Below are 23,738 nucleotides of genomic sequence, written 5' to 3' on the forward strand. Positions count from 1 at the left end.
CGGACCGGCGCCGTCAGCCTCTCCTCAAGGGATGGAGCCGGTCAGCTGTTGGAGCCTTCTCCGGCTCGGCCCGGACGCTCGTGTCACCGGCCCCGACTCCCTGCGTCAGGACCTCGTCAGCTACTTGGAGCGCACGCTTGAGCGGTACCAGGACGGCAGCGCCTGATGACCTAACGTTGAGGCAGGGAGGGGCAGGCTACCCATCCTCGTGAATCGAAGGAGGCGCTCCATGTCCAAGGCCGTGCAGGAGGACAGTCCTGTTCCGCGGCGTCGAGCCGACACCGATGCCAAAGTGTCCGCGGCGGTTCTTGAGCAACTGGGCTCTCGCGGCTATCAGGGAGTGACGATCGAGGGCGTTGCCAGGCAATCCGGTGTGGCTAAGACGACGATCTACCGGCGTTGGCAGTCGAAGGCGGAGATGGTGTTCGACCTGGTCATTCATCGTGGCGGTACTGAAGGGCTCACCGACTCCGGGTCCCTCTCCGGAGACATTGAGGCACTTGCTGGGCGAGTGGTTGAGCTCATCGCCGACGAACCGGGCAGAAGCGCGCTCCCCGGTCTGCTGGCCGATATGGCCGGCGATCCCGACCTCACCTCAAGACTGCAGCAGAGCGTTGTCGCGGCCGTGCGCGCCGACATCCTGGCGATGATCGATCGCGCGGTATCCCGGGGTGAAGTGGAGGGAAGCATCGACGTCGACGATCTGTACGCTGCACTGCTCGGCGTCCCGTATGTGCATGTGCATCTCCTTGGCCATGTGCAACCCGACTCTCTGCGCACGGAGCTGTCAGAGGTCCTCCTGACGCTACTGGGAGCTGTTCAGAGAAGCTGAACCATGGACACGGGATTACCCGGGCTGTCTTCCTCATGTTGCGCTACGCTACGTAGCGTAGCGAAGCATGAGGAGGAATGATGAACATGCAGGACACGATGTGGGCGGTGCAGTTCCGCTCCTACGGCTCTCCGGAGGTGCTTGAGGTGGGAACGGCCACGATGCCGAGTCCGGGACCCAAGGACGTCGTTGTCGAGGTTGCCGCGTTCAGCATCAATGCCGTCGACCTTCAGACGAGACGAGGAAAGATGCGTCTGTTCGACGGAATGGGGTTTCCGAAGGGAACGGGTGTGGACTTCGCCGGACTCGTGCATGAAGTCGGCGGCCGAGTCGGGGGAGTAAGGGTGGGGGATCGAGTCTGGGGATGCCTGGGGATGAAACCTCCAGGGCGGGCGGCTGCAGGGGCGCAGTACGTGCGAGTCCGGGCCGATCGGGTCGCCTTTGCACCCAGTGCGGTCCCACTTACTGAAGCCGCGGCCCTTCCGCTTGCGGGCCTGACTGCTGTGCAGGCCCTTCGTCCGCTCAAGGTCCGCCCGGGAGATCGTGTGCTTGTGGTGGGCGGAAACGGCGGTGTCGGATCCACAGTGGTTCAGGTCGCCCGCATCATGGGAGCGGATGTGGATGCCGTGGTCGGTGTCCGTGGTGGTGTGGCTGCTGGTGCTGGCGCGCAGCAGGTGTTCGACTACCACGATCTGGAACCCTCGGACATACCTGATCGCTACGACGTCGTTGTCGACACCGCAGGTACCGACGCGTCTGCGTATCGGGGGCTCCTCAGGCCCGGAGGGCGTATGGCGGCCATTGCCCCCGGAGCCTTCTGGGACATTCTGAAGTCCGTGCTCTCGCCGGGACCGGTCATTCGCATGGTGTCAGGAAAGTCGAGTGCCGAGGATCTGGCCTGGCTTGCTACGAAGGTCAACATCGGCGAGCTTAAGCCGCTCCTCGCCGCGACCTATCCACTCGATCGAATTGCGGAGGCTCATCGCGACGCTGAGAACCTGTCGGCTGCAGGAAAACGCGTCGTCCTCGCGCAGTGAGGTCAGCGAGTGGGCTCGGTGTTACGTCCTGTCCGTGCCCGCTGTCGCGGAGGACTGAAGGAGGAGAGGTAGGAGTCTGTCCAGGTCCTGCTGGTCGCCGGGGGAAAGGCACTTGCGCAGGTCGGCGTCGAGTTTCTTGGCGGCATCGGTAGCGAGCCGCAGTAACTGGCGCCCCTCGTCGGTGATCTCGACGACCTGTACCCGACGGTCGGTTCGACTGCGCGTCCTGCGCACAGCGCCGATGCTGGCGAGCTGGTCGACCAGTGACACCACCAGGCTCGGGGCGACACCGAGCTGTGCGGCGATCTCTCGTTGAGAACTTGCTTGGTCGGCGTCGACGACGGCGAGCAGTCCCACTTGTTTGTGGGACAGGCCGACGTGCTCGATGCGTCTCGAGAAGGACTGGGTGATCTGGCTGCCTGCGATGCCGAGCTGGAAGCATGTTGAGGACAGGATTGCGTGGCCATCTTCTCCGGTCATGAGAGAAACGGTACAGTACGGAATGATTCAGATGTGAACGATAAGGGGTGGTCCTCATGCCGTGGTGGCTCGCGCTGCTGAACTCGGCGCTGGGAATCATGTCAGCAGGCTTCGGTGTCGTCGCGGTGGTCCACCCGCAGACGCTCGACCCTTCCTGGGACGGCGAGTCCGGGGAGCGTTTCTATCCGGCTATGTACGCGGCCCGGAGCGTCCCGCTCGGAGTGCTGGTCGCTGCCGTCGTCTGGTTGGCTCCTGCTCGGCCGCTGACCTTGCTCGTCCTGGTCGCAGCGGCGGCCGCCCAGCTTGGAGACGCGCTGATCGGTGTCGTGCACCGTGTTCCGGGGATGGTGGTGTTTCCTCTTGCCGTTGCCCTCGTCCACCTGGCCAGCGCGGTATGTCTGCTCTGAGAGCAAAGCGAGATGGCGAGGTGGGAGAGGGCGGTCTCGTCGTCAGGCGGGCAGGTCGCGGCGGGTGTAGGCGACCAGGCCGATCATGATGCCGATGAGGCCAACCACGGTCTGGACGGCCAGAGGCTCCCAGTCGGGGGTTCCGACGACGTCGAGATGATGGCCGAGCACGCTGAGGTCCTTGGCCCAGTCCTTGAGCTCGACGAGTCCACCGAAGAACTGGGCGAAAGCGCTCCAGGTGACAACCACCCAGGACAGTCCGGTCAGTCTCGGCGCCAGGCCCACCAGGGCCGCTGCGATCCCGATGGCCGCCACCATGCCGGGCAGCTGGCTCACCGTGAACACGAAGGAACGCGCCACGGCGTGGTCATCGGTGAGCTGAGTCGCCGTCGTCGCCGCAAGGACCGTCGCCGAGACCAGCAGCAGGACGACCGCCTCGATGAGCGCGCACAGAACCTGGCAGAGGAGCACACGGCCACGACTGACCCCGGCGGCGAGCTCGACCTCCACCAGTCCCGCGCGCTCCAGGCCCGCCAGCCAGTTCATCCGTCGCACCGCCGCCACAGCCACGAGCAGCACTGTCACCACCGTCATGAGGGACACGAACTGCTCCACCGGGGACCCCACGGCCATCTTGCCGACATAGGACGCCGTCGGAGAACCGGGCGCCAGCAGATCCTTGATGCTGCCAGAGACGGATCCATACAGGAGCGCCAGACCTGTCGAGGCCAGAGCCCAGCCGACGAGACCGTGCCACGACAGGCGCCCGAGCAGATCCACATGACCCCGCACCGGCCACCGGCGCCGAGACGAGCTGCGGTCGGGCAGGTAGCCGCCCAGGTACTCACGGCGCGCGGCGAGTACCACGGCGCCGAGCACCACAGCGATGGCCACGGCACAGCACGCTGCGAGCACCGTGAACCGGTCATCGGTGTACGGGCGCACGAGGTCGCGCCAGCCCAGGGGAGTCAGCCACCTGAGCCAGTCCGAGCCGGTGCCGTCCGAGATCTGGTCGGCGCTCACCCGCAGCACGAAGGCGAGCGCGAGCATCACCATGGACAGGCCCCTGGCCTGGCCCGCCTGATGACCCAGCTGGCAGGCCACCGCCGCGATAGCCGAGAACGTCCAGCCGGTCACGCAGACCGTCCCGGCCAGTGTCCAGGCCCCTAAGACCGTCAGCTCCTCGATGCTCCTGGTCTGCCAGGTCAGAATGCCTCCGATCCCCGCAGACAGGGTGCCGACCACCACCCACACCAGGGCCACCGGCACGAGAAAAGGAACCGACCTGCCCACGCCCGTGGCGCGCAGAACCTCGACGAGCCCCTCGTCCTCATCGGCCCGCAGTACCCGGCACGTCAGCATAATCGCCATGAGCGCGGTGCACACGAGCAGGAAGGTCCCTGTCTGCCACTGCAGGAGCTGACCGAGCCGGCCGGGCCAGGGGACATAGCCGTAAAGGAGACGCGTTCCCGGAGACTTGCGCATCTGCTCGATGAGCACCGTCCGGGTCTCCAACGAGGGGTAGAAGCGCCCGTAGCTGGGTGCGGTGACACCGGCTAACAGCCACAGGGGCACCAGCCAGGCCGAGATCTGAAACCGGAATCGTCGAAGCAGAACCCTCAGGTAGGTGTCCCAGCCGGCCAGGGCGCCGGTTGCGCCGGAGCTGCTGGCCGGTGCTGTCTTGCCTGCTGCTGTGCTCGATGCGGCGTTCATCAGGCCTCCTCGTAGTGACGCAGGAAGAGATCCTCCAGACTGGTCGGCTCGCAGGTGACGTCCTGGATCCGGTGCTCGCCCGCGAGGTTCAGCACCGTCGGCACCTGCTCCGCCGCCACCTCAAGGGTCAGGCGGCCACCGTCCTCGACGACGTCGAGCCCCAGGGCTTCCAACGCCTGCCTGACGGGGCCGAGCTCGTCGGCCGCAGCACCCAGCTCGATGCGGGTGCGCGACAACCGCCGCAGGGTCCCCAGGTCACCGTGCTCGACGACCCGGCCGTTCTTGATGATCGTCACCGCACTGCACAGGCGTTGGACCTCGGCCAGGATGTGGCTGGAGAGCAGAACCGTGCGGCCCTCGCCGCAGGCTCTGGCGACCTCCTCGGTGAAGACCCGCTCCATGAGCGGATCCAGGCCACTGGTGGGCTCATCGAGCACCAGCAGGCTCGTCGGTGCGGCCAGGGCGGCCACCAGAGCCACCTTCTGCCGATTCCCCTTGGAGTAGGTCCGTACCCGTTTGCTGGGATCCAGGTCGAAGCGCTCCATGAGCTCAGCCTCCCGCTCGGCATCGCGCGAGCCGCGCAGCCCGGCCAGGGCGTCGAGCACCTGCCCGCCGGTCAGGGCCGGCCACAGCGCCACGTCACCGGGAACATAGGAGACCTGCCGGTTGATGAGCGCGGCCTGCTTCCACGGCTCGCGGCCCAGCACGCTCACGCTGCCGCCGTCGGGCCGGTAGAGCCCCAGCAGGACACGGATCGTGGTGGACTTACCCGCCCCATTGGGACCGAGGAAACCGTGGACGCTGCCCGCCTCCACCGTCAGATCCAGGCCGTCAAGCGCCCTGAAGCGCCCGAAGTGCTTGACCAGACCGCGCACCCGCACCGGCGCCTCGCAGCCGGCGCCCAGATCACGGACCGCGGTGGGAGAGGAGTCCCTGATGGGCTCATCCTTATCCGAGCGGGACGTTGCTGCTGACGTACTTGTTGCCTTCTCCACTTCGGCTCTCTTGGCATTCACAGCACTGGCTCCTCTCCCGCCGAGCGGCGGATCGTTGCGGCGAAGTCCGGATCGGCGAGCATGAGCTCCATGAGCTCAGCCACGAAGGCCTGCTGAGCCGGATACGGATAGCTGGAAGTGGTCAGGACATGGGTCAGTCGCCACATAGCGCGCCCCAGAGCGCCCGAGGGAAGGTCCGCCAGGACGGCCAGGGCATGCTCCTTGTGGCGGCACGCCAGTGTCCAGCTGTTGTGCGCGAGCCGGTGCGCCTCAGCGCGACCCTCGGCCTCGCTCAGCGTGGCCAGGCGGGTGAAGTCCATGATCTGCTGAGCGGACAGCTCTCGATCATCGTCATCCAGCGCCTCGATGAAGGGGACCACGCTGTCGGGCACCATGCCCAGCGAGGCGAGCACCACCATCATCTGGCGCTCGGCCCCCAGCACTCGCACACTGCCGCCCAGGCGAGCGATCCGGGCCTCGATGTCGTCGTAGAAACGAGTCAGAGCGCTGGGAGCGGGGGACAGGCCCTCACCGCGCTCCACCCGGGCGATGAGCTCATCGACCCGGGAGGCCTGCTCGGCCAGGCTGCGTTGCTGCGCCTCAATCGTGCCCCGCGTGGCCCGCAGATCGCGCAGCACTGCCTCACGACGAGAGTCCTGATCGGTGCCGATCGTGTCCGAGGCGAGCATCTCCGCCACCTGAGTCAACGACAGTCCTCCGTCGGCCAGCCACCGGATACGCAGCAGACGGGCCACGTGCTCGACGCCGTACTCGCGCCGCCCCCGCACCGTGGGCGGAATCTCCAACAGACCCAGGTGGTGGTAGTAGCGCACCGCCCTCGGCGTGGTACCGGCGATCCGAGCGAGCTCCTTGACGTGCATGAATCCATCTCAACAGGTGACGTAACGTCACCGTCAAGTCCCAGGTGGCAGCAACCCGACCGGAGCGCATGACAGCGCATGACCAAGCGGGGGGTGACCCCCACGCCACCGCGGTGACGGGACGATTCACACCCACGCGACGACGCGGACTACCCTTAAGGGCGGACAACCCCGGAGACACCTGGTGGAAGGCACCGCATATGACTGACGCTCCCGGCGCGCTCTCGCCCCTGGACGAGGCCAGCATCAACGCCGCCGTCGAGGAGGCCCTGGCCGCCTTCACCGCAGCCGGCACCCTCGCCGAACTCAAGGAGGCCCGCCTGGCCCACACCGGCGACGCCTCACCACTGACCCTGGCCAACCGGCTCATCGGCACCCTGGACAAGGCGGACAAGCCCACCGCCGGCAGGCTCCTGGGGGGCGCTCGCGGGCGCATCGCCAAGGCTCTGACCGCCAGGCAGGAGACGCTCGAGGCCGCCGCCGAGGAAGAGATGCTGCGCACCGAGGCGGTTGACGTCACCATCCCCACCTCGCGGACGCAGGCGGGTGCCCGCCACCCCCTCGACATCCTCATTGACGAGGTCTGCGACTTCTTCACCTCCATGGGCTGGTCCATCGCCGAGGGCCCGGAGGTCGAGCACGAGTGGTTCGACTTCGACGCCCTCAACTTCGACGCCGACCACCCGGCCCGCCAGATGCAGGACACCTTCTACGTCGACGGCGCCAGCGTCGGGGCCGCCGAGGGGCAGACCGCCAACCTCGTGCTGCGCACCCACACCTCCCCGGTCCAGGCCCGCGTCATGCTCGATCAGCGGCCCCCGATCTACGTGGCCTGCCCCGGCAAGGTCTTCCGCTCCGACGAGCTCGACGCCACCCACACCCCCGTCTTCCACCAGGTCGAGGGCCTGGCCGTGGACAAGGGCCTGACGATGGCGCACCTCAAGGGCGTCCTGGACCACTTCGCCAAGGCCATGTTCGGCCCCGAGGCGCGCACCCGCCTGCGCCCCTCCTTCTTCCCCTTCACCGAGCCCAGCGCCGAGATGGACCTGTGGTTCCCGCAGAAGAAGGGCGGCGCCGGCTGGATCGAGTGGGGAGGCTGCGGCATGGTCAACCCCAACGTGCTCACCGCCTGCGGCATCGACCCCGAGGTCTACACGGGCTTCGCCTTCGGCATGGGGCTGGAGCGCACCCTCATGCTGCGCCACGGAATCGCCGACATGCATGACATCGTCGAGGGCGACATCCGCTTCTCCCAGCAGTTCGGCACCACCGGAAAGGGAAACTGACATGCCCTACGTCCCCATCGAATGGCTGCGCGAGCACGTCGACGTCCCCACCGGCCTGAGCGCCGAGCAGCTCGCCGCCGACCTCGTGCGCGTGGGCCTGGAGGAGGAACGCATCGTTCCCCCGGCCGTCACCGGGCCCCTCGTCGTCGGCAAGGTCCTCACCCGTGAGGCCAAGGAGCAGTCCAACGGCAAGGTCATCAACTACTGCCGCGTCGACGTCGGCCCCGAGCACAACGACGCCCCCGGCACCGGCAAGGAGCCCTCCGACCTGCCCAGCCGCGGCATCGTCTGCGGCGCCCACAACTTCGACGTCGGGGACTACGTCGTGGTCTGCCTGCCCGGCGCCATCCTGCCCGGCGACTTCCGCATCGCCGCGCGCAAGACCTACGGCCACGTCTCCGACGGCATGATCTGCTCGGCCCGCGAGCTGGGTATCGGGGAGGACCACTCCGGCATCATCGTGCTCCAGCAGTGGCTGTCTGAGCACGGCCACGAGGGCGAGGAGCCGCCCGCACCCGGGACCGACGCCATCGGCATCCTCGGCCTGGGGGAGGAGGTCCTGGAGATCAACGTGACCCCGGACCGCGGCTACTGCTTCTCCATGCGCGGTGTGGCCCGCGAGTACTCCCACTCCACCGGTGCCCGCTTCACCGACCCCGCCGACGCCACCAACACGGGGCTGTACCCCAACGGCGTGGCCCCCGTCGGGGAGGGCGGCTTCGACGTCGTCGTCCCCGAGGACCCCCGCCCCATCCACGGGCGCCCCGGATGCGACCGCTACGTCGCCCGCCTCGTGCGCGGCATCGACCCGAGTGCCCCGTCGCCCACCTGGATGCAGGAGCGCCTCACAGCCGCAGGCATGCGGCCCATCTCCCTGGCCGTTGACGTCACCAACTACGTCATGCTCGACCTGGGCCAGCCGCTGCACGCCTTCGACGCCGGAAAGCTCACCGCCCCCATCGTCGTGCGCCGTGCTCAAGAGAGTGAGCGCCTCACCTTCCTCGACGAGGTCACCCGCACCCTCGACCCCGAGGACCTGGTCATCGCCGACTCCCCGGAGGGTGAGGGCTCCCGGGCCCTGGTCCTGGCCGGCGTCTTCGGCGGGGCCCTGAGCGAAGTCGATGCCGATACCCGCGACGTCCTCATCGAGGCCGCCCACTTCGACCCGGTCAGTGTGGCCCGCTCCTCCCGACGCCACAAGCTGCCCACCGAGTCCTCCAAACGCAACGAGCGCGGCGTGGACACCGAGCTGGCGCCCATCGCCGCCCAGCGGGCCGTTGACCTGCTCGTGGAGTACGGCGGCGGCACCGCCGAGCCTGTGGCCACCGACATCAACCGCACCCGAGCCCCCGAGCCCATCACCATGCGCGCCGACGCCGCCGAGCGCCTCACCGGCGTCGCCTACGGAACCGAGCGCGTCACCGAGCTGCTCACCACCATCGGATGCACCGTGGAGCACAGCGGCTCCGCCGACGACGGCACCGTCCTGCTGACCGTCACCCCGCCGACCTGGCGCCCGGACCTGGTGGGCCCCGCCCACCTGGCCGAGGAGATCGCCCGCCTCGACGGATACGACGCCATCCCGGTCATCGTGCCCACGGCCCCCGCCGGCACGGGACTGAGCGCCGACCAGAGGGCCCGCCGTGACATCGTGCGCGCCCTGGCCGACGCCGGACTCACCCAGGTCCTGTCCTACCCCTTCATCGGGGACGTCCACGACCTGCTCGAGATCCCTACCGACGACGCTCGCCGCCAGAGGGTCCGCCTGGCCAACCCCCTGGCTGAGGACGCCCCCTACCTGCGCACCAGCGTGCTCGACTCCCTGATCGACGTCGCCCGGCGCAACGTCTCCCGTGGCCTGACTGACGTCGCCGTCTTCGAGGTCGGCTCCGTCACCCACCCGGCCGGAACCGTTCCCGCCCCGATCCCCGGAACCTCCAAGCGCCCCAGCCAGTCCGAGGAGGCCGCCCTTGAGGCGGGCATTCCCGCTCAGCCCACCCACGTCGGTGCCGTCATGACCGGTGAGCACGAGCGTTCCGGGGTTCTCGGGGCGGGCCGCCCCTGGGACTGGGCCGACGCCGTCGAGGTGGTTCGCACCGTGGCCGCGGCGCTCGGGGTGCAGGTCGAGGTCTGCGCCCCTGAGCACCCCTACGCTCCCTGGCACCCCGGCCGCACCGCGGAGATCCGCCTGCCCGGCCGACGTCGAAGCAAAGAGATCGAGCCCGGCAGGCTCGTCGCCCATGCCGGAGAGCTCCACCCGCGGGTGGTGCGCGCGCTCGGACTTCCCGAGCGTGCCTGCGCCGTCGAGATCGACCTCGACCCGCTGCTGGAGGCCGCCCGCAGCGCCGGGGCGCTCCAGGTCAAGGCTGTCTCCACCTTCCCTGCCGCCAAGGAGGACATCGCCCTCGTCGTCGACGAGACCACTACCGCCGCCGAGGTCGAGGCCCTGGTCAGACAGGCCGCAGGGGATCTGGCTGAGGAGGTTCGCCTCTTCGACGTCTTCCGCGGCCCCCAGCTCGGCGAGGGCAAGAAGTCGTTGGCTTTCTCCCTGGTGCTGCGGGCCCCCGACCGCACGCTGACAGCCGAGGAGACCGCCGCTGTGCGCAAGCGCGTGGTCAAGCGGGCCGCCAAGCTTCTGGGGGCCGAGCTGCGCAGCTGAACCACGCAGATCTACCAGCGCTGACGGCCATATGTGATGCACATCATGGCCGTCAGCGCTTTTTCAGTGCTTTCGTCGAGTAGGGGATCCCAGACAGTGGGTGTGGTCTCAGTAATACTAGGCGGCATGAAGATCCTACTGACCTCTTCCTCCAAGCACGGGTCCACCGATGAGGTGGCCGCGGTGATTGCCGAGCGGCTCCAGGCCGCCCAGATCGATGTGGAGACCAAGCGCCCTGAGGATGTCGACAGCGTCGAGGAGTATGACGCCTTCATCCTGGGCAGTGCGGTCTACATGACCAAGTGGACGCCGGAGGCCGTCGACTTCACCAAGCGTTTCCATGACGTCCTCAGGGCCAAGCCCGTGTGGGCCTTCTCCGTGGGGCTCTCCGGCCTGCCCAAGGGCAAGGTCTCCGACCCCATGCGCATCGGCCCGGTGCTCCTGGCCATCGACCCGAAGGATCACATGACTTTCGCGGGCCGCTTCGACCCCTCCAAGCTCAGCCTGCGGGAGCGCTCCATCGCCAAGCTCGGGGGAGCGAGTGAGGGCGACTACCGAGACTGGGACGAGGTGCGCCAGTGGGCCGACGCCATCGCCACCTCCCTCCATGACGACACGCTCACCGGTCGCCGCGATCGCTCCTAGTCCTCGCCCCTGAGGGTGGAGGGAGGAGATGAATCACAGCAGCGGGCGATGAATGCATTTCTATGCATGTGGATGTATGGTTGCTGCATGACTTGGTCAGTTGCTGTTGCTGGAGCCACCGGATATGCCGGCGGCGAGGTTCTGCGCCTGCTCACAGCCCACCCGGAGGTGGAGATCGGCGCACTCACCGCGGCCTCGTCCGCGGGCAGTCGGATCGGAGACCACCACCCGCACCTGCTGTCCCTGGCGGACCGCATCGTCCAACCCACTGAGGCGGAGATCCTCGCCGAGCACGACGTCGTCGTCCTGGCCCTGCCGCACGGAGCCTCAGGAGCCGTCACGGCGGCGCTCGAGGAGCTCACCTCGGGCGGCGGCGCGCCGCTTCTCATCGACTGCGGGGCGGACCACCGACTGACCAGCCAGCAGGCGTGGGAGACCTTCTACGGATCGGACTACGCCGGTGCCTGGACCTACGGCATGCCCGAGCTCCTGCACCACGGCGAGACGCGCGCCCGCGCTCAGCGTGAAGAGCTGGCAGCCACCAGGCGCATCGCCGTCCCCGGCTGCAACGTCACCGCTGTCACCCTGGCGGTCCAGCCCGGCATCGCCGCCGGACTCCTCGATTCCTCCCGGCTCACCGCGGTGCTGGCCGTCGGTTACTCCGGCGCAGGCAAGACCCTCAAGCCTCACCTCACCGCGGCCGAGGCGCTGGGCTCGGCTCAGCCCTACGCCGTCGGAGGCACCCATCGGCACATTCCCGAGATCCTCCAGAACCTGGAGGTGGCCGGCGCCCCCGCGGGCTGCGTGCACCTGTCCTTCACCCCGGTCCTGGTCCCCATGAGCCGCGGCATCCTCGCCACCGTCACCGCACCCATGACTACGGCCCTGCGCGAGGCCCCCGAACCCGAAGCCGTCCTGCGGGCGGCTTGGAACGACGCCTACGGGGCCACCGGCAGCGGTGAGAGCCTCATCCAGCTGCTGCCCGAGGGGACCTGGCCCACCACCGGCACCGTCCTGGGAAGCGGAACCGCCACCGTTCAGGCCGCTATCGACCGTGGCGCGGACGCCGTCGTGGCCATGTGCGCCATCGACAACCTCGGTAAGGGCACCGCCAGTGCCGCCCTTCAGTCCCTCAACCTTGCTCTCGGGCTGAAGGAGACCACCGCCATCACCGCCCAAGGAGTCGCACCGTGAGCGTAACCGCAGCTCAGGGATTCCGTGCCGCCGGCGTGCGCGCCGGCCTCAAGGCCTCCGGCAAGCCCGACCTCGCCCTCGTCGTCAATGACGGACCGCTGGACACCGCGGCCGGGGTGTTCACCACCAACCGGGTCGTCGCCGCCCCCGTCGTCTGGTCACGCCGGCTCCTGGCCGGTCAGGAAGGCGGGCAGCCGGGCCACGCCCGCGCCGTCGTCCTCAACTCCGGCAGCGCCAACGCCTGCACCGGAGCGCAGGGCATGCACGACACCGAAGCCACCGCCACCCGCACCGCAGGTCTGCTGGGCGCCGAACCGGGCCAGATCCTGGTCTGCTCCACCGGCGTCATCGGGGAGCGCATCGACATGCCCGTCCTCCTGGAGGGCATCGACGTCGCCGCCCTCGCCCTGGCCGACACGCCCCAGGCCGGGACCGACGCCGCCACCGCCATCATGACCACCGACACCGTCTCCAAGGAGGACACCCTCACGGTCGGTACCGGGGCACAGAGCTGGACCATCGGCGGCATGATCAAGGGAGTAGGGATGCTGGCCCCCGGCATGGCCACCATGCTCGCCGTCATCACCACTGACGCCGTTCTCACCCCTCAGCAGGCGCAGGACGCCCTGGCGTCCGCCACAACGCGAACCGTCAACCGGATCAACTCCGACGGCTGCATGTCCACCAATGACACGGTCCTCCTGCTGGCCTCCGGAGCCTCCGGCACCACCCCCTCCCGGGCCGAGCTCGACGAGGCGCTCACCGAGGTGATGAGCCGGCTCGGCCGGCGCCTCGTGGCCGACGCCGAGGGCGCCACCCACGACATCGCCATCACCGTCTCCGGAGCCGTCAGCGAGGAGGCCGCCGAGGCCGCGGCCCGCACCGTCAGCTCCTCCAACCTCCTCAAGTGCGCCGTCGCCGGGGCCGATCCCAACTGGGGGCGCATCCTCTCCCAGCTGGGGACCGTGCCTGAGGACGTCTGCCCCTTCAACCCCGATGAGGTCGACGTCGCCATCAACGGCATCACGATCTTCAGCCACGGCGCCCCCCAGCCCAACCGGGACGCGGTGGACATGAGCCCACGCGAGACCCGCATCGACATCGACCTGTCGGCGGGCCCGGCCGAGGCCACCGTGTGGACCAACGACCTCACTCACGGATACGTCACCATCAACGCGGACTACACGACATGAAACGGACCCCTCTCGACCCACAGACCAAGGCATCCGTCCTGCTGGAGGCCGTGCCGTGGCTGCGCACCTACAAGGGCGCCACCATGGTCATCAAGTACGGCGGCAACGCCATGGTCAACGATGAGCTCAAGCGCGCCTTCGCCCAGGACATTCTCTTCCTCCACCAGGTCGGGGTGCGCCCCGTCGTCGTTCACGGCGGCGGGCCCCAGATCAACGCGATGCTCAAGCGGCTGGGCATCGCCTCGGAGTTCCGCGGAGGCCTGCGCGTCACCACCCCCGAGGTCATGGATGTGGTCCGAATGGTCCTCACCGGCTCCGTGCAGAGAGAGCTCGTCTCCCTGCTCAACATCGACGGCTCAGCCGCCGTCGGCATCAGCGGTGAGGACGGCGGACTCCTGCGAGCCCGGCAGCGCCTGGCCACGGTGGACGGGAACAAGGTCGACGTCGGCCTAGTCGGTGACGTTGTCGACGTCAGCCCGCAGCCCATCATCGACCTGCTCGACCAGGGCCGCATCCCGGTCATCTCCTCGGTCGCCCCGCTGACGACGGACTCCGAGACCGTCCTCAACGTCAACGCCGACACGGCCGCCGCCGCGATCGCCGTGGCCCTCAAGGCCCGCACCCTGCTCATGCTCACCGACGTCGAGGGGCTCTATGCCGCCTGGCCCGACCGCAGCACGCTGGTGCCCTTCATCAGCGCCGCCGCGCTGGAGGAGCTCCTGCCCACGCTCGAGGCCGGGATGATCCCCAAGATGGAGGCCTGCCTGAGGGCCGTCTACGGGGGAGTCGCGCAGGCGCACGTCGTTGACGGACGTCAGGCCCACAGCATGCTGCTCGAGATCGTCACCGACCAGGGCGTCGGCACCGTCATTCACCCCGGAGACGCCCCGGTCCCACCACTGAACGGAGGCAAAAGCCTATGACCCCCTCCTCACACGCTCAGGCACCCGTCGCAGAGGTGAACGGGGCCGGCACCGGCAACGCCGGTTGGCTGACCCGCTACACCGACGCCGTCATGAACACCTTCGGCACCCCCAGCCGGGTCCTGGTGCGGGGGCGGGGCGCCCACGTCTGGGACGCCGACGGCCAGGAGTACATCGACCTGCTGGCGGGCATCGCCGTCAACTGCCTGGGGCACGCGCATCCCGCGATCGTTCAGGCAGTCACCGAGCAGCTCTCCGAGCTGGGGCACGTCTCGAACTTCTTCACCACCCCCGCCCAGGTCAGTCTCGCCGAGGAACTCGTCCGGCTCACCTTCCCCGACTGCCCCGCTCACGACTCCCGCGTCTTCCTGGCCAACTCCGGTACCGAGGCCAACGAGGCCGCCTTCAAGATCGCTCGCCGCCACGGCGGTAGCCGGCGCCCCCGGGTCCTGGCCCTCCAGAATGCCTTCCACGGCAGGACCATGGGTGCCCTTGCCCTGACCTACAAGGCCGCCTACCGTGAGCCCTTCGAGCCCCTGCCCGGCGGGGTCGAGTTCATCCCCGCCGGAGACGTCGAGGCACTGCGCACCGCACTGGGGCCGGACGTGGCGGCACTCATCGTCGAACCCATTCAGGGCGAGGCCGGGGTGCGTGAGCTTCCCGCCGGATACCTGGAGGCGGCCCGCGAGCTGACTGAGGCCGCCGGCGCGCTGCTCATCATTGACGAGGTCCAGACCGGAATGGGACGCACCGGCGCCTGGATGGCCCATCACCTGCTGGCACCGGGCGTCGTCCCCGACGTCGTCACCCTGGCCAAGGGACTGGGCGGAGGCATCCCCATCGGTGCGGTGGTCACAACCGGGAAGGCCGCGGCTCTCCTCGAGCCGGGGCAGCACGGCACCACCTTCGGCGGCAACCCCGTGGCCTGCGCAGCAGCGCTCGCCGTTATCGAGACCATCCGCAGCCAGGCCTTGCTCAACCGGGTTCAGCAGCTCGGCTCGGTCTGGTCCCGAGAGCTGGCGGCCGTTGACGGAGTCGACCAGGTGCGCGGCCGGGGCCTGCTGCTCGGTGTCGGGATGGAAGACGGGCTCCCGCCCGCTGCTGAGCTCACCGCCGCCCTGGCGACCCGCGGCTTCATCGTCAACGCGCCGCGCCCCGACACGATCCGCCTGGCTCCCCCCTTCATCCTCTCCGATGACGACGCCAGGGCCTTCACCACCACACTGTCTAAGGTCCTTGCTCGGGCCCTGTCAGAGAAAGCCGGTTCATGAGTGCCGCCGTCGAGGCCTCTCAACGTGACCAGACGGCAACGGCCCCACTGGTTCCCGGGACCAAGACCGCCAGGCACGCCAGTATCGTCCAGATCCTGTCACGTGAACGCATCCGCTCCCAGGCCCAGCTGCGCAAGTCCCTGGCTCAGCGCGGCATCAGTACCACCCAGGCCACGCTCTCACGGGATCTGGTGGAGCTGCGGGCCACGAAGATCCGCGCCCCGGGCGGAGAGCTCATCTACTCCATGCCTGAGGCCGGTGCCCCCGGCCAGGTCCATGCCGGAACCCTCTCCGAGACGGAGGAGACCGACGACTCCCTGCGTGCCCACATCACCCCCCGCCTGTCCCGCTGGTGCGCCGAGCTGCTCGTCACCGCCGAGTGGGCCGGCCCCCAGGTGGTCCTGCGAACTCCCGCCGGCGCCGCCCAGCTGCTCGCCGGGGCCGTCGACGACGCCATGATGCCCGGCGTCATGGGGTGTATCGCCGGCGACGACACCGTCCTGGTCATCACCCGCGGCGCCCAGGTTGCAGCCGATGTGGCCAGGCACCTGCTCGCTCTGGCCGATCCCTCGGCCCGAGCCTGACCTTTTTCCCCACCACCCTTGACATTCCCAGTCACCTCAACGCCGCTTCGTCGGCGCCATCACGAAGAGAAGAGTGATCCCATGAGCATCCACAAGGACCGTGTCGTCCTGGCCTACTCCGGAGGCCTGGACACATCCGTCGCTATCGGCTGGATCGGCGAGGCCACCGGCCGAGAGGTTGTGGCTGTCGCCGTCGACGTCGGTCAGGGCGGCGAGGACCTTGAGGTGATCCGTCAGCGAGCCCTCGACTGCGGCGCCGTCGAGGCCTACGTCACCGACGCGCGAGACGAGTTCGCTAACGACTACTGCATGCCGGCTCTCAAGGCCAACGCCCTCTACGAGGGAGCCTATCCGCTCGTCTCGGCCCTCTCCCGCCCCGTCATCGCTCGCCACCTGGTCAAGGCCGCCCGCGAGTTCGGCGCGCACACCGTGGCGCACGGCTGCACCGGTAAGGGCAACGACCAGGTCCGCTTCGAGGTCTCCATCACCTCCATGGCCCCCGACATGGACTGCATCTCCCCGGTGCGCGATCTGGCACTGACCCGTGACGTGGCCATCGACTACGCCGAGAAGCACAACCTGCCGATCGAGACCACCAAGCACAACCCCTTCTCCATCGACCAGAACGTCTGGGGGCGTGCCATCGAGACCGGGTTCCTCGAGGACCTGTGGAATGCCCCCACTAAGGACGTCTACATCTACACCGATGACCCCGCTTACCCGCCCCTGCCCGACGAGGTGATCCTCACTTTCAAGGAGGGCATTCCCGTAGCCATCGACGGTCGCGAGGTCAGCCCCCTGGAAGCCATTCAGGAGCTCAACCGCAGAGCTGGCGCCCAGGGCGTGGGACGTATCGACATGGTCGAGGACCGGCTCGTGGGGATCAAGTCCCGCGAGATCTACGAGGCCCCCGGCGCCGTGGCCCTGATCGAGGCCCACCGGGCGCTCGAGGCCGTCACCCTGGAACGCATGCAGCGCCGCTATAAGCGGAGCATGGAGCAGACCTGGGCCGAGCTCGTCTACGAGGCCCAGTGGTACTCCCCGCTCAAGCGCTCCATGGACGCCTTCATCGAGGACACGCAGCGCTACGTCAGTGGTGACATTCGAATGGTCCTGCACAGCGGCCGGGCGACAGTCAACGGGCGCCGCTCCGAGACGAGCCTGTACGACTTCAACCTGGCCACCTACGAGAGCGGAGACACCTTCGACCAGTCCTCCTCGCGAGGATTCATCGAGATCTACGGGATGCAGTCCAAGCTCGCTGCCGCCCGCGACGTGCGCGCCGGCAACGGTCGAGGGTTCTGACCGAGCCGCGCCGCCAGCCCCGCCACCTCCGAAGCACTCGGCTACTCGGCCGCCTGTGCCTCGTGGTGGTGGGGCTGGCGGCGTAGCCAGCGGGAGTCGTCGTTGGCGTAGGCGTAGTAGCCGCCGATCAGCAGCCCACCGCCCACGAAGTTGCCCAGCAGCGCCACGGCCACGTTCCCCAGCGCTGGCAGGACATCGATCCCGTGCGTCAGCCCCACGACGGTGAACAGGACGGTGTTGGCCACCGAGTGCTCGAAGCCGAGGAAGGCGAAGACGAATACTGCAATGATCATGGAGAAGATCTTGGACCAGTCCTCGTGGATGAAGCCGTTGTAGATGAGGAGCATCGCCAGGTTGATCATGAAGTTGCACAGGATCGCCCGCACGAACAGGTCAGCGACCCCGGAGGCCGATGACAGGTAATGGAGCTTGGCCTCCACCGAGTGCACGGCCTGCTCGCCAGTGGCTCCGTCCACGAGGGTGGAGAAGCGGTACATGACGGCGAAGACGAGACCGCCCATGAAATTGCCTGCCAGGCACATGGCCAGCACCCTCAGGGTCCTCCACGCTGAGATGCGCTTGTAGTAGTAGCCGATGACCACCACCATCATGTTGCTGGTGAGCAGCTCGGACTTCGTGTAGTAGATGAAGACGAGGGCGGGTCCGAAGGCCAGGGCCCCGAGCATCTTTCCGACCCCCGCGAGCGAGGCGTCCCCGAGGCGCAGGCCGTCGAAGACGCCGACAATGGCGTAGTTGACGATGTAGAAGACCGCCACGATCATGCCGGCCATGGCGGCGCGCATGAGGTAGCGGTGGGCGATCGCCCCGGTCATCCTGGTCTTGGTCTCGAGGGCCTCGAGTACGGTAGAGATGAACTGCTTGCCTGGGAAAAGTGCGTCTTGTTCGGCGGGCATTGGCTTATCATGACATTGCCCGTCAACCGCGATACAGGCCTTTCCTCCTTCTCGTTGGTTGGCACCGCCCGCCTGGCTTCCTCTCCTTCACCTTCCTCACGAATGCCCGGGAACAACCCACGACAGGGCCTTTCCTGACTGGACGTTGAGGAACCTGCGCGGGCAGATGGGTCATGATGGTGTCATGAGCCAGTTCTCCAGCCAGCCCGATAAGCCATCCGCTGCCCAGTCCGTCGCCTCAGAACCTCAGCAGGACGCGGCCCCCGCCGGCGTCAGCCTGTGGGGTGGACGCTTCTCAGGAGGACCCGCCGACGCGTTGGCTGCCCTGTCGGTGAGCACCCACTTCGACTGGCGCCTGGCCCGTTACGACATCGCCGGCTCCCGGGCCCACGCCCGCGCCCTGGCGCAGGCCGGCCTGCTGGACGAGGAGCAGCTGTCCGGCATGCTGGGAGCCCTGGACCGTCTCGAGGCCGACGTCGTCGCCGGCATCTTCGTCCCGGAGGCCACCGACGAGGACGTCCACACCGCCCTGGAGCGCGGCCTCATCGAGCGCGCCGGTGATGACCTGGGGGGCCGTCTGCGCGCTGGACGCAGCCGCAACGACCAGATCGCCACCCTCATCCGCATGTACCTGCGCGACCAGGCCCGCCACGTGGCCGGACTCGTCCTCGACGTCGTCGACGCCCTCATCGACCAGGCCGCCCAGGCCTCCGACGCCATCATGCCCGGACGCACCCACATGCAGCACGCCCAGCCGGTGCTCGTCGCCCACCAGCTGCTGGCCCACGCCTGGCCCCTCATGCGTGACGTCGAGCGCCTTGAGGACTGGGACTCCCGCGCCGCCGTGAGCCCCTACGGATCCGGTGCGCTGGCGGGCAACACACTCGGTATGGACCCCGATGCCGTGGCCGCCGACCTCGGATTCGAGGCCGCCGTGGAGAACTCCATCGACGGTACCGCCGCCCGCGACGTCGTTGCCGAGCTGAGCTTCGTCCTGGCGATGGTGGCGGTGAACGTCTCGCGCCTGAGCGAGGAGATCATCATCTGGAACACCAAGGAGTTCGACTTCGTCACCCTGGACGACTCCTACTCCACGGGCTCGTCCATCATGCCGCAGAAGAAGAACCCGGATGTGGCCGAGCTCGCCCGCGGCAAGGCCGGACGCCTCATCGGTGACCTGACCGGGCTGCTCGCCACCCTCAAGGCCCTGCCCCTGGCCTACAACCGGGACCTGCAGGAGGACAAGGAACCGGTCTTCGACGCCGTCGACACCCTGGCCATTCTCCTGCCAGCCGTCAGCGGCATGGTGAGCACGATGACCCTCCACTACGAGCGCATGGCCGAGCTCGCCCCCCAGGGATTCTCCCTGGCTACCGACATCGCGGAGTGGCTGGTCAAGAACGGTGTGCCCTTCCGCAGCGCCCACGAGATCTCCGGAGCCTGCGTGCGCGAGTGCGAGAAGCGCGGCGTCGAGCTGTGGGACCTGACCGACGCCGACTTCGCCGCCATTGATGGGCGGCTCACCCCGGGCGTGCGGGAGGTCCTGTCGGCCGAGGGCTCGGTGGCCGCTCGCACCGGGCACGGCGGCACCGCACCGGTGCGGGTGGTGGAACAGCTCGCCCGCGCCATCGCCCGCAGCGCCGAGCTGCGAGTCTTCGCCTGGGAGGGCTCCCTGCTGGACGGCCCCGCGGGGCCCCAGTGGCCCGAGCCAAGTGAGGCCGATGTGGAGCGGGACGAGGAGCAGCAGGACTGAGCCGGGGCGGCAGGACGATGTCAGGTGGTGGCATGGGGGAGACGGTGACCGAGCTGAGCTCCGAGGTCGCCTCGCTGCTCAGGTGCGACAGTCTGGAGGTGGCTCCGGCGCTGTTGGGCGCCGTCATCGCCGTGAGCGACTCGCACGGGCGCGTCGCGATCCGCTTGACCGAGGTGGAGGCCTACCGCGGCGAGAAGGACCCGGGCTCCCACGCCTTCCGGGGGCGCACGGCGCGCAACGCCTCCATGTTCGAGGCCGGCGGGCGTATCTATGTCTACTTCACCTACGGCATGCACCACTGCCTCAACATTGTCACCGGACCGGAGGGAGTCTCACGCGCGGTGCTGCTGCGCGGGGGAGAGGTCGTGGAGGGAATCGAACAGGCTCGAGCGCGTCGCCCCGCAGCCCGCACCGACCGCGACCTGGCCCGTGGCCCGGCGCGGCTGTGCGCCGCACTGGGACTGGACCGTTCCGACGACGGCGCACTGCTGGGCGGGCCGGGATCACGCATCAGCCTGACGTTGCCGGAGCCGCAGCGGGCACCGGATGCCGGGCGCATCCGCCGCGGGCCCCGAACCGGGGTGGCTGGCCCCGGGGGAGACGGAGATGCCTTCCCATGGCGCTTCTGGCTGGATGGAGAGCCCACTGTCTCGACGTACCGGCCTGCCGTTACCAGGAGACGCTCACAGGACTGAACGTCACTGAGCCTCACGTCGTCGGGCACCCACTTGCAAGCACTCTTCCCATCCGCTAATAATGGGTGCACAGATTATCGTTACGAAGACTATTCGTAGCACTGAACCGCTGAGCGCGGAGGAAGGAGACGGCCATGTGGTCGACTGAGTGCCAACGGACAATGGATCTCCCGGCGGAGGTCCTGTGGGAGACCTGGATCAAGGTGCTCTCCGGTCAGATCGAGCTCCCGCAGGGAGATCGCTACGAGCCGCGTGAGCCCGTGGGGCCCGGCGCCTCGATCACGATGACACCGGAGGGGCAGGACAGTATCGAGATCACGGTGATCCGCTGGGAACCCCCTCATGTCCAGGCGGACCGGGTCTCTTACGGGGGAATGGAGCTGACCTTCACCCACTCCTTCATGCCCGCGCAGACGCAAGGGAAGAGTGTGGTGACCACCCGCCTCGACATCGACGGTCCCGGTGCCGACGATGTAGGCCCGACGATCGGCCCAGGAATCGCCGAGGACTTTCCGCAGGCCATCGACTCGCTCGTCGAGGCTGCTAGGGTCGATATGTGAAGACAAGGTTCCAGGGTCCTGGGGCGAGTCCCGGCTTCCTCATGTGGAGGGCCGCGTTGGCCTGGCAGCGAGACATTGCTGCTGCCCTGGAGCCAGTTGGACTGACGCACTCCCAGTTCGTTCTCCTGGCTTGCACCCAGTGGCTCGAGGAGCACGGGGACGGGGCCAGTCAGGTGATGGTTGCGAGCCAGGCGGGAATGGACGTGAAGACGGCCAGTCAGGTGCTGCGCCGGCTGGAGCGGGCCGGTCTGGTGTCGCGGCAGCCGGATCCCAAGGACGCCCGTGCCCGGATCGTGACCATGACAGCGGCAGGCAGAGATGTCGGGGCCCGGGCAACGCGTTTGGTGGAGGATGCCGACGAGGCGTACTTCGCCGCCGTGCCCCACCTGCGTGAGGCGCTGCTGCGCGAAGCCGGCGTCGTGGCGCGCGGATCAGCAACGCAGCCCAACGAGGAGACCAAGGCGTCCATCGACCGGACTGTGAGCCCCAAGATCTCGGATGACTCAGCCGGTCCGCCCCAGGCGGCTGCTCCGTCAGGTTCCCGCAGTGGCCGGTAACTGCTGGAACCACAACGTCGCTTTTCACCGGCGCATCGTGCGGGACGCGGCTCGTGAAGGCTCCCCGATCCGGTTCATGGCTCCGCGGCTTGGTCTCTTCGTGGAGGCCGAGCCGGAGCATGGCAGACTATCTGTGCCGGAGGTATCAGCCGGACCCGAGCGTGACGCGCCGGGAACACGCGTGCGGTAAGCACGACAACCCACGGAAGGGGACTGGACAGTGACGGACATCCTGGACGAACTGCAGTGGCGCGGGCTCATCGCCCAGCACACCGACATTGACGCGCTGCGAGCGGCGCTCAGCGACGGGGCCGTCACCTTCTATTGCGGGTTCGACCCCACCGCGCCGAGCCTTCACCACGGGCACCTCGCAGCCGTCAAGGTCATGCGCCATCTTCAGCTCGCCGGGCACCACCCCCTGGCGCTGGTGGGTGGGGCGACCGGGCTCATCGGCGACCCGCGCGCCAAGGGGGAGCGCACCCTCAACACCAAGGACGTCGTCGCCGGCTGGGCAGTCAGCCTGCAGGAGCAGCTCGAGAACCTTCTCGACTTCAGCGGGGACAACCCGGCGCGGATCGTCAACAACCTGGACTGGACCCAGGCGATGAGCGCCATCGACTTCCTGCGGGACCTGGGCAAGCACTTCCGCATGGGCACCATGCTCTCCAAGGACATCGTCGCCCGGCGCCTGGCCAGCGAGGAGGGCATCTCCTACACCGAGTTCAGCTACCAGATCCTCCAGGCCAACGACTACCTCGAGCTCTACCGACGCTACGGCTGCACCCTGGAGGTCGGCGGCAACGACCAGTGGGGCAACCTCGTGGGCGGGATGGACCTCATCCACAAGGTCGAGGGCACCTCGGTCCACGTCATGACCAACCCCCTCATCACCAAGGCCGACGGCACCAAGTTCGGCAAGTCCGAGGGCGGGGCGATCTGGCTCAACCCCGAGATGCTTAGCCCCTACGCCTTCTACCAGTTCTGGCTCCAGGTCGACGACGCCGACGTCGTGCGCTTCCTCAAGGTCTTCACCTTCCTGGAGCGCGAGGAGATTGAGCGCCTGGAGGCGGCGACGGCCGAGAACCCGAAAGCACGTGAGGCGCAGCGGGTTCTGGCACACGAGGTCTGCACGTGGGTCCACGGAGCCGAAGCGACCGCCCAGGCGCAGGCGGCGACCTCCGCACTGTGGGGGCGAGGAGAGCTCGCCGACATCGACGAGGCGACGATCCTGGCGGCCACGTCCGATCTCGCCTCCAGTGACGTGACAGCCGGACAGACCACAATCGTGGACCTGCTCGTGAGCACGGGGCTGGAGCGAGGGCGCAACGCCGCCCGCAAGACCATTGCCGGGGGTGGGGCCTACATCAACAACGTCAAGGTGGCCGACGAGACCGTGGTCATCGGTCCCGAGCACCTGCTCGCCGGGGGAGTGGTCCTGGTGCGTAAGGGACGGCGGAACCTGGCCGTCGGACGCGCGGTTCAGGCTTCCTCATAAGGGGGAAGCCGCACCTTACGAACACGGTTGTTGAGCGGTGACAGTGCCTTGTGGGCACCGTCACCGCTCGACAGTTTGACGGGTTGGTGGTCGGTGCGTAATGTTCTCTCCGGCCCGAAACGGGGAGGATGAATTTCCTCAGACCGACCGGGAACTGAGAACTGAAGAGAGCCGAATGAGAGACGAGGGTCACCAGCCATTCGTTTGACTCAGAAAATCCGGCTCGCTAAAGTTTCTCAGGCGCTTCCGGGAGCGAAGCGGAAGACAGAATGTCTTGTGACGAGTTCTCGGTGGGTGTGTTGTTTGAGAACTCGATAGTGTGTCATGTTTTTTATGCCATTGCCCTGGGGGCTGCGCAT

23 protein-coding genes are annotated in these 23,738 nt (G+C 68.0%); 18 read left to right on the forward strand and 5 right to left on the reverse strand.

The window, feature by feature from the left end:
- Positions 1-31: 31 nt before the first annotated feature.
- The 3 genes from RIV14_RS03320 to RIV14_RS03330 all read left to right on the forward strand — a co-directional run bounded on the left by RIV14_RS03320 (position 32) and on the right by RIV14_RS03330 (position 1,869).
- The gene (locus tag RIV14_RS03320; RefSeq protein ID WP_218638393.1) at positions 32-166 is read left to right on the forward strand and encodes a WYL domain-containing protein; all 135 of its coding nucleotides are present in this window, start codon (positions 32-34) and stop codon (positions 164-166) included.
- A gap of 63 nt (positions 167-229) precedes the next feature.
- Complete coding sequence (locus RIV14_RS03325; RefSeq protein ID WP_075372707.1) at positions 230-832, forward strand: TetR/AcrR family transcriptional regulator; 603 nt, start codon at positions 230-232, stop codon at positions 830-832.
- Between the two features lie 80 nt (positions 833-912).
- Complete coding sequence (locus RIV14_RS03330; protein ID WP_075372802.1) at positions 913-1,869, forward strand: zinc-binding dehydrogenase; 957 nt, start codon at positions 913-915, stop codon at positions 1,867-1,869.
- 21 nt (positions 1,870-1,890) lie between these two features.
- Here RIV14_RS03330 and RIV14_RS03335 read toward each other — a convergent pair whose 3' ends face one another.
- Positions 1,891-2,349, reverse strand: coding sequence for a MarR family winged helix-turn-helix transcriptional regulator (locus RIV14_RS03335; RefSeq protein WP_075372706.1), 459 nt, complete (start codon positions 2,347-2,349; stop codon positions 1,891-1,893).
- Positions 2,350-2,396: 47 nt separating this feature from the next.
- Between RIV14_RS03335 and RIV14_RS03340 the strand changes: the two genes are divergently transcribed.
- On the forward strand, positions 2,397-2,756 hold the full coding sequence (locus RIV14_RS03340) for a hypothetical protein (RefSeq protein WP_178387877.1): 360 nt from the start codon (positions 2,397-2,399) through the stop codon (positions 2,754-2,756).
- A gap of 42 nt (positions 2,757-2,798) precedes the next feature.
- Here RIV14_RS03340 and RIV14_RS03345 read toward each other — a convergent pair whose 3' ends face one another.
- The 3 genes from RIV14_RS03345 to RIV14_RS03355 form a co-directional block, all read right to left on the reverse strand.
- Complete coding sequence (locus tag RIV14_RS03345) at positions 2,799-4,469, reverse strand: ABC transporter permease (RefSeq protein WP_075372705.1); 1,671 nt, start codon at positions 4,467-4,469, stop codon at positions 2,799-2,801.
- Entirely contained in the window at positions 4,469-5,350 is an 882-nt protein-coding gene (locus RIV14_RS03350) for an ABC transporter ATP-binding protein (RefSeq protein ID WP_428978861.1), read from the reverse strand. The genes RIV14_RS03345 and RIV14_RS03350 overlap by 1 nt, the downstream gene beginning before the upstream one ends.
- A 131-nt stretch (positions 5,351-5,481) precedes the next feature.
- A complete protein-coding gene (locus RIV14_RS03355) occupies positions 5,482-6,345 on the reverse strand; it encodes a MerR family transcriptional regulator (protein ID WP_075372704.1) in 864 nt (287 codons plus the stop codon).
- A 200-nt stretch (positions 6,346-6,545) separates the two neighbouring features.
- On the opposite strand from RIV14_RS03355, the gene pheS reads away from it, so the two are divergent.
- From pheS to RIV14_RS03400, 9 genes are all read left to right on the forward strand, one after another.
- Positions 6,546-7,631 (forward strand): phenylalanine--tRNA ligase subunit alpha, encoded by a 1,086-nt coding sequence (pheS, locus tag RIV14_RS03360; protein ID WP_075372703.1) that lies wholly within the window; start codon positions 6,546-6,548, stop codon positions 7,629-7,631.
- A gap of 1 nt (position 7,632) precedes the next feature.
- Positions 7,633-10,290, forward strand: a complete 2,658-nt coding sequence (gene pheT, locus RIV14_RS03365) for a phenylalanine--tRNA ligase subunit beta (protein ID WP_075372702.1) — start codon at positions 7,633-7,635, stop codon at positions 10,288-10,290.
- Between the two features lie 126 nt (positions 10,291-10,416).
- Positions 10,417-10,935, forward strand: a complete 519-nt coding sequence (locus RIV14_RS03370) for a flavodoxin domain-containing protein (RefSeq protein ID WP_070660810.1) — start codon at positions 10,417-10,419, stop codon at positions 10,933-10,935.
- 87 nt (positions 10,936-11,022) lie between these two features.
- Entirely contained in the window at positions 11,023-12,129 is a 1,107-nt protein-coding gene (gene argC, locus RIV14_RS03375) for an N-acetyl-gamma-glutamyl-phosphate reductase (protein ID WP_075372701.1), read from the forward strand.
- Positions 12,126-13,322 carry a bifunctional glutamate N-acetyltransferase/amino-acid acetyltransferase ArgJ gene (argJ, locus tag RIV14_RS03380; RefSeq protein WP_075372700.1) on the forward strand — a complete coding sequence of 399 codons (1,197 nt, stop codon included), beginning with the start codon at positions 12,126-12,128 and terminating at the stop codon, positions 13,320-13,322. The genes argC and argJ overlap by 4 nt, the downstream gene beginning before the upstream one ends.
- Complete coding sequence (argB, locus tag RIV14_RS03385) at positions 13,319-14,245, forward strand: acetylglutamate kinase (RefSeq protein ID WP_070660819.1); 927 nt, start codon at positions 13,319-13,321, stop codon at positions 14,243-14,245. Before argJ ends, argB begins: the two co-directional genes overlap by 4 nt.
- Positions 14,242-15,516: an acetylornithine transaminase gene (locus RIV14_RS03390; RefSeq protein ID WP_075372699.1), complete on the forward strand. Its 1,275-nt coding sequence runs from the start codon at positions 14,242-14,244 to the stop codon at positions 15,514-15,516. The genes argB and RIV14_RS03390 overlap by 4 nt, the downstream gene beginning before the upstream one ends.
- Positions 15,513-16,100, forward strand: a complete 588-nt coding sequence (locus tag RIV14_RS03395; protein ID WP_075372698.1) for an arginine repressor — start codon at positions 15,513-15,515, stop codon at positions 16,098-16,100. The genes RIV14_RS03390 and RIV14_RS03395 overlap by 4 nt, the downstream gene beginning before the upstream one ends.
- A gap of 81 nt (positions 16,101-16,181) precedes the next feature.
- Positions 16,182-17,405, forward strand: a complete 1,224-nt coding sequence (locus tag RIV14_RS03400) for an argininosuccinate synthase (RefSeq protein WP_075372697.1) — start codon at positions 16,182-16,184, stop codon at positions 17,403-17,405.
- 41 nt (positions 17,406-17,446) lie between these two features.
- On the opposite strand, the gene RIV14_RS03405 is transcribed toward RIV14_RS03400, so the two are convergent.
- Entirely contained in the window at positions 17,447-18,319 is an 873-nt protein-coding gene (locus RIV14_RS03405) for a formate/nitrite transporter family protein (protein WP_075372696.1), read from the reverse strand.
- Positions 18,320-18,485: 166 nt separating this feature from the next.
- On the opposite strand from RIV14_RS03405, the gene argH reads away from it, so the two are divergent.
- The 5 genes from argH to tyrS all read left to right on the forward strand — a co-directional run bounded on the left by argH (position 18,486) and on the right by tyrS (position 23,379).
- The gene (gene argH, locus RIV14_RS03410; RefSeq protein ID WP_178387876.1) at positions 18,486-20,072 is read left to right on the forward strand and encodes an argininosuccinate lyase; all 1,587 of its coding nucleotides are present in this window, start codon (positions 18,486-18,488) and stop codon (positions 20,070-20,072) included.
- 32 nt (positions 20,073-20,104) lie between these two features.
- The gene (locus tag RIV14_RS03415; RefSeq protein WP_178387875.1) at positions 20,105-20,767 is read left to right on the forward strand and encodes a DNA-3-methyladenine glycosylase; all 663 of its coding nucleotides are present in this window, start codon (positions 20,105-20,107) and stop codon (positions 20,765-20,767) included.
- 134 nt (positions 20,768-20,901) lie between these two features.
- Positions 20,902-21,327 (forward strand): SRPBCC family protein, encoded by a 426-nt coding sequence (locus RIV14_RS03420; protein WP_075372693.1) that lies wholly within the window; start codon positions 20,902-20,904, stop codon positions 21,325-21,327.
- Complete coding sequence (locus RIV14_RS03425) at positions 21,324-21,884, forward strand: MarR family winged helix-turn-helix transcriptional regulator (RefSeq protein WP_075372692.1); 561 nt, start codon at positions 21,324-21,326, stop codon at positions 21,882-21,884. The genes RIV14_RS03420 and RIV14_RS03425 overlap by 4 nt, the downstream gene beginning before the upstream one ends.
- Before the next feature lie 220 nt (positions 21,885-22,104).
- A complete protein-coding gene (gene tyrS / locus RIV14_RS03430) occupies positions 22,105-23,379 on the forward strand; it encodes a tyrosine--tRNA ligase (protein WP_075372691.1) in 1,275 nt (424 codons plus the stop codon).
- The last annotated feature ends 359 nt before the right edge of the window (positions 23,380-23,738 follow it).

It is taken from the genome of Actinomyces acetigenes, assembly GCF_031296635.1.
Taxonomy (GTDB): domain Bacteria; phylum Actinomycetota; class Actinomycetes; order Actinomycetales; family Actinomycetaceae; genus Actinomyces; species Actinomyces acetigenes.

What these genes read in the sequence shown, in the direction of transcription:
- RIV14_RS03395 (WP_075372698.1), top strand. Translation starts at nt 15,513, where the DNA reads ATGAGTGCCGCCGTCGAGGCCTCTCAACGTGACCAGACGGCAACGGCC.
- RIV14_RS03325 (WP_075372707.1), top strand. Translation starts at nt 230, where the DNA reads ATGTCCAAGGCCGTGCAGGAGGACAGTCCTGTTCCGCGGCGTCGAGCC.
- RIV14_RS03405 (WP_075372696.1), bottom strand. Translation starts at nt 18,319, where the DNA reads ATGCCCGCCGAACAAGACGCACTTTTCCCAGGCAAGCAGTTCATCTCT.
- RIV14_RS03415 (WP_178387875.1), top strand. Translation starts at nt 20,105, where the DNA reads ATGGGGGAGACGGTGACCGAGCTGAGCTCCGAGGTCGCCTCGCTGCTC.
- RIV14_RS03370 (WP_070660810.1), top strand. Translation starts at nt 10,417, where the DNA reads ATGAAGATCCTACTGACCTCTTCCTCCAAGCACGGGTCCACCGATGAG.
- RIV14_RS03400 (WP_075372697.1), top strand. Translation starts at nt 16,182, where the DNA reads ATGAGCATCCACAAGGACCGTGTCGTCCTGGCCTACTCCGGAGGCCTG.
- argH (WP_178387876.1), top strand. Translation starts at nt 18,486, where the DNA reads ATGGGTCATGATGGTGTCATGAGCCAGTTCTCCAGCCAGCCCGATAAG.
- RIV14_RS03420 (WP_075372693.1), top strand. Translation starts at nt 20,902, where the DNA reads ATGTGGTCGACTGAGTGCCAACGGACAATGGATCTCCCGGCGGAGGTC.
- pheS (WP_075372703.1), top strand. Translation starts at nt 6,546, where the DNA reads ATGACTGACGCTCCCGGCGCGCTCTCGCCCCTGGACGAGGCCAGCATC.
- RIV14_RS03390 (WP_075372699.1), top strand. Translation starts at nt 14,242, where the DNA reads ATGACCCCCTCCTCACACGCTCAGGCACCCGTCGCAGAGGTGAACGGG.
- RIV14_RS03330 (WP_075372802.1), top strand. Translation starts at nt 913, where the DNA reads ATGAACATGCAGGACACGATGTGGGCGGTGCAGTTCCGCTCCTACGGC.
- RIV14_RS03345 (WP_075372705.1), bottom strand. Translation starts at nt 4,469, where the DNA reads ATGAACGCCGCATCGAGCACAGCAGCAGGCAAGACAGCACCGGCCAGC.
- pheT (WP_075372702.1), top strand. Translation starts at nt 7,633, where the DNA reads ATGCCCTACGTCCCCATCGAATGGCTGCGCGAGCACGTCGACGTCCCC.
- RIV14_RS03355 (WP_075372704.1), bottom strand. Translation starts at nt 6,345, where the DNA reads ATGCACGTCAAGGAGCTCGCTCGGATCGCCGGTACCACGCCGAGGGCG.
- argB (WP_070660819.1), top strand. Translation starts at nt 13,319, where the DNA reads ATGAAACGGACCCCTCTCGACCCACAGACCAAGGCATCCGTCCTGCTG.
- RIV14_RS03335 (WP_075372706.1), bottom strand. Translation starts at nt 2,349, where the DNA reads ATGACCGGAGAAGATGGCCACGCAATCCTGTCCTCAACATGCTTCCAG.
- argC (WP_075372701.1), top strand. Translation starts at nt 11,023, where the DNA reads ATGACTTGGTCAGTTGCTGTTGCTGGAGCCACCGGATATGCCGGCGGC.
- RIV14_RS03320 (WP_218638393.1), top strand. Translation starts at nt 32, where the DNA reads ATGGAGCCGGTCAGCTGTTGGAGCCTTCTCCGGCTCGGCCCGGACGCT.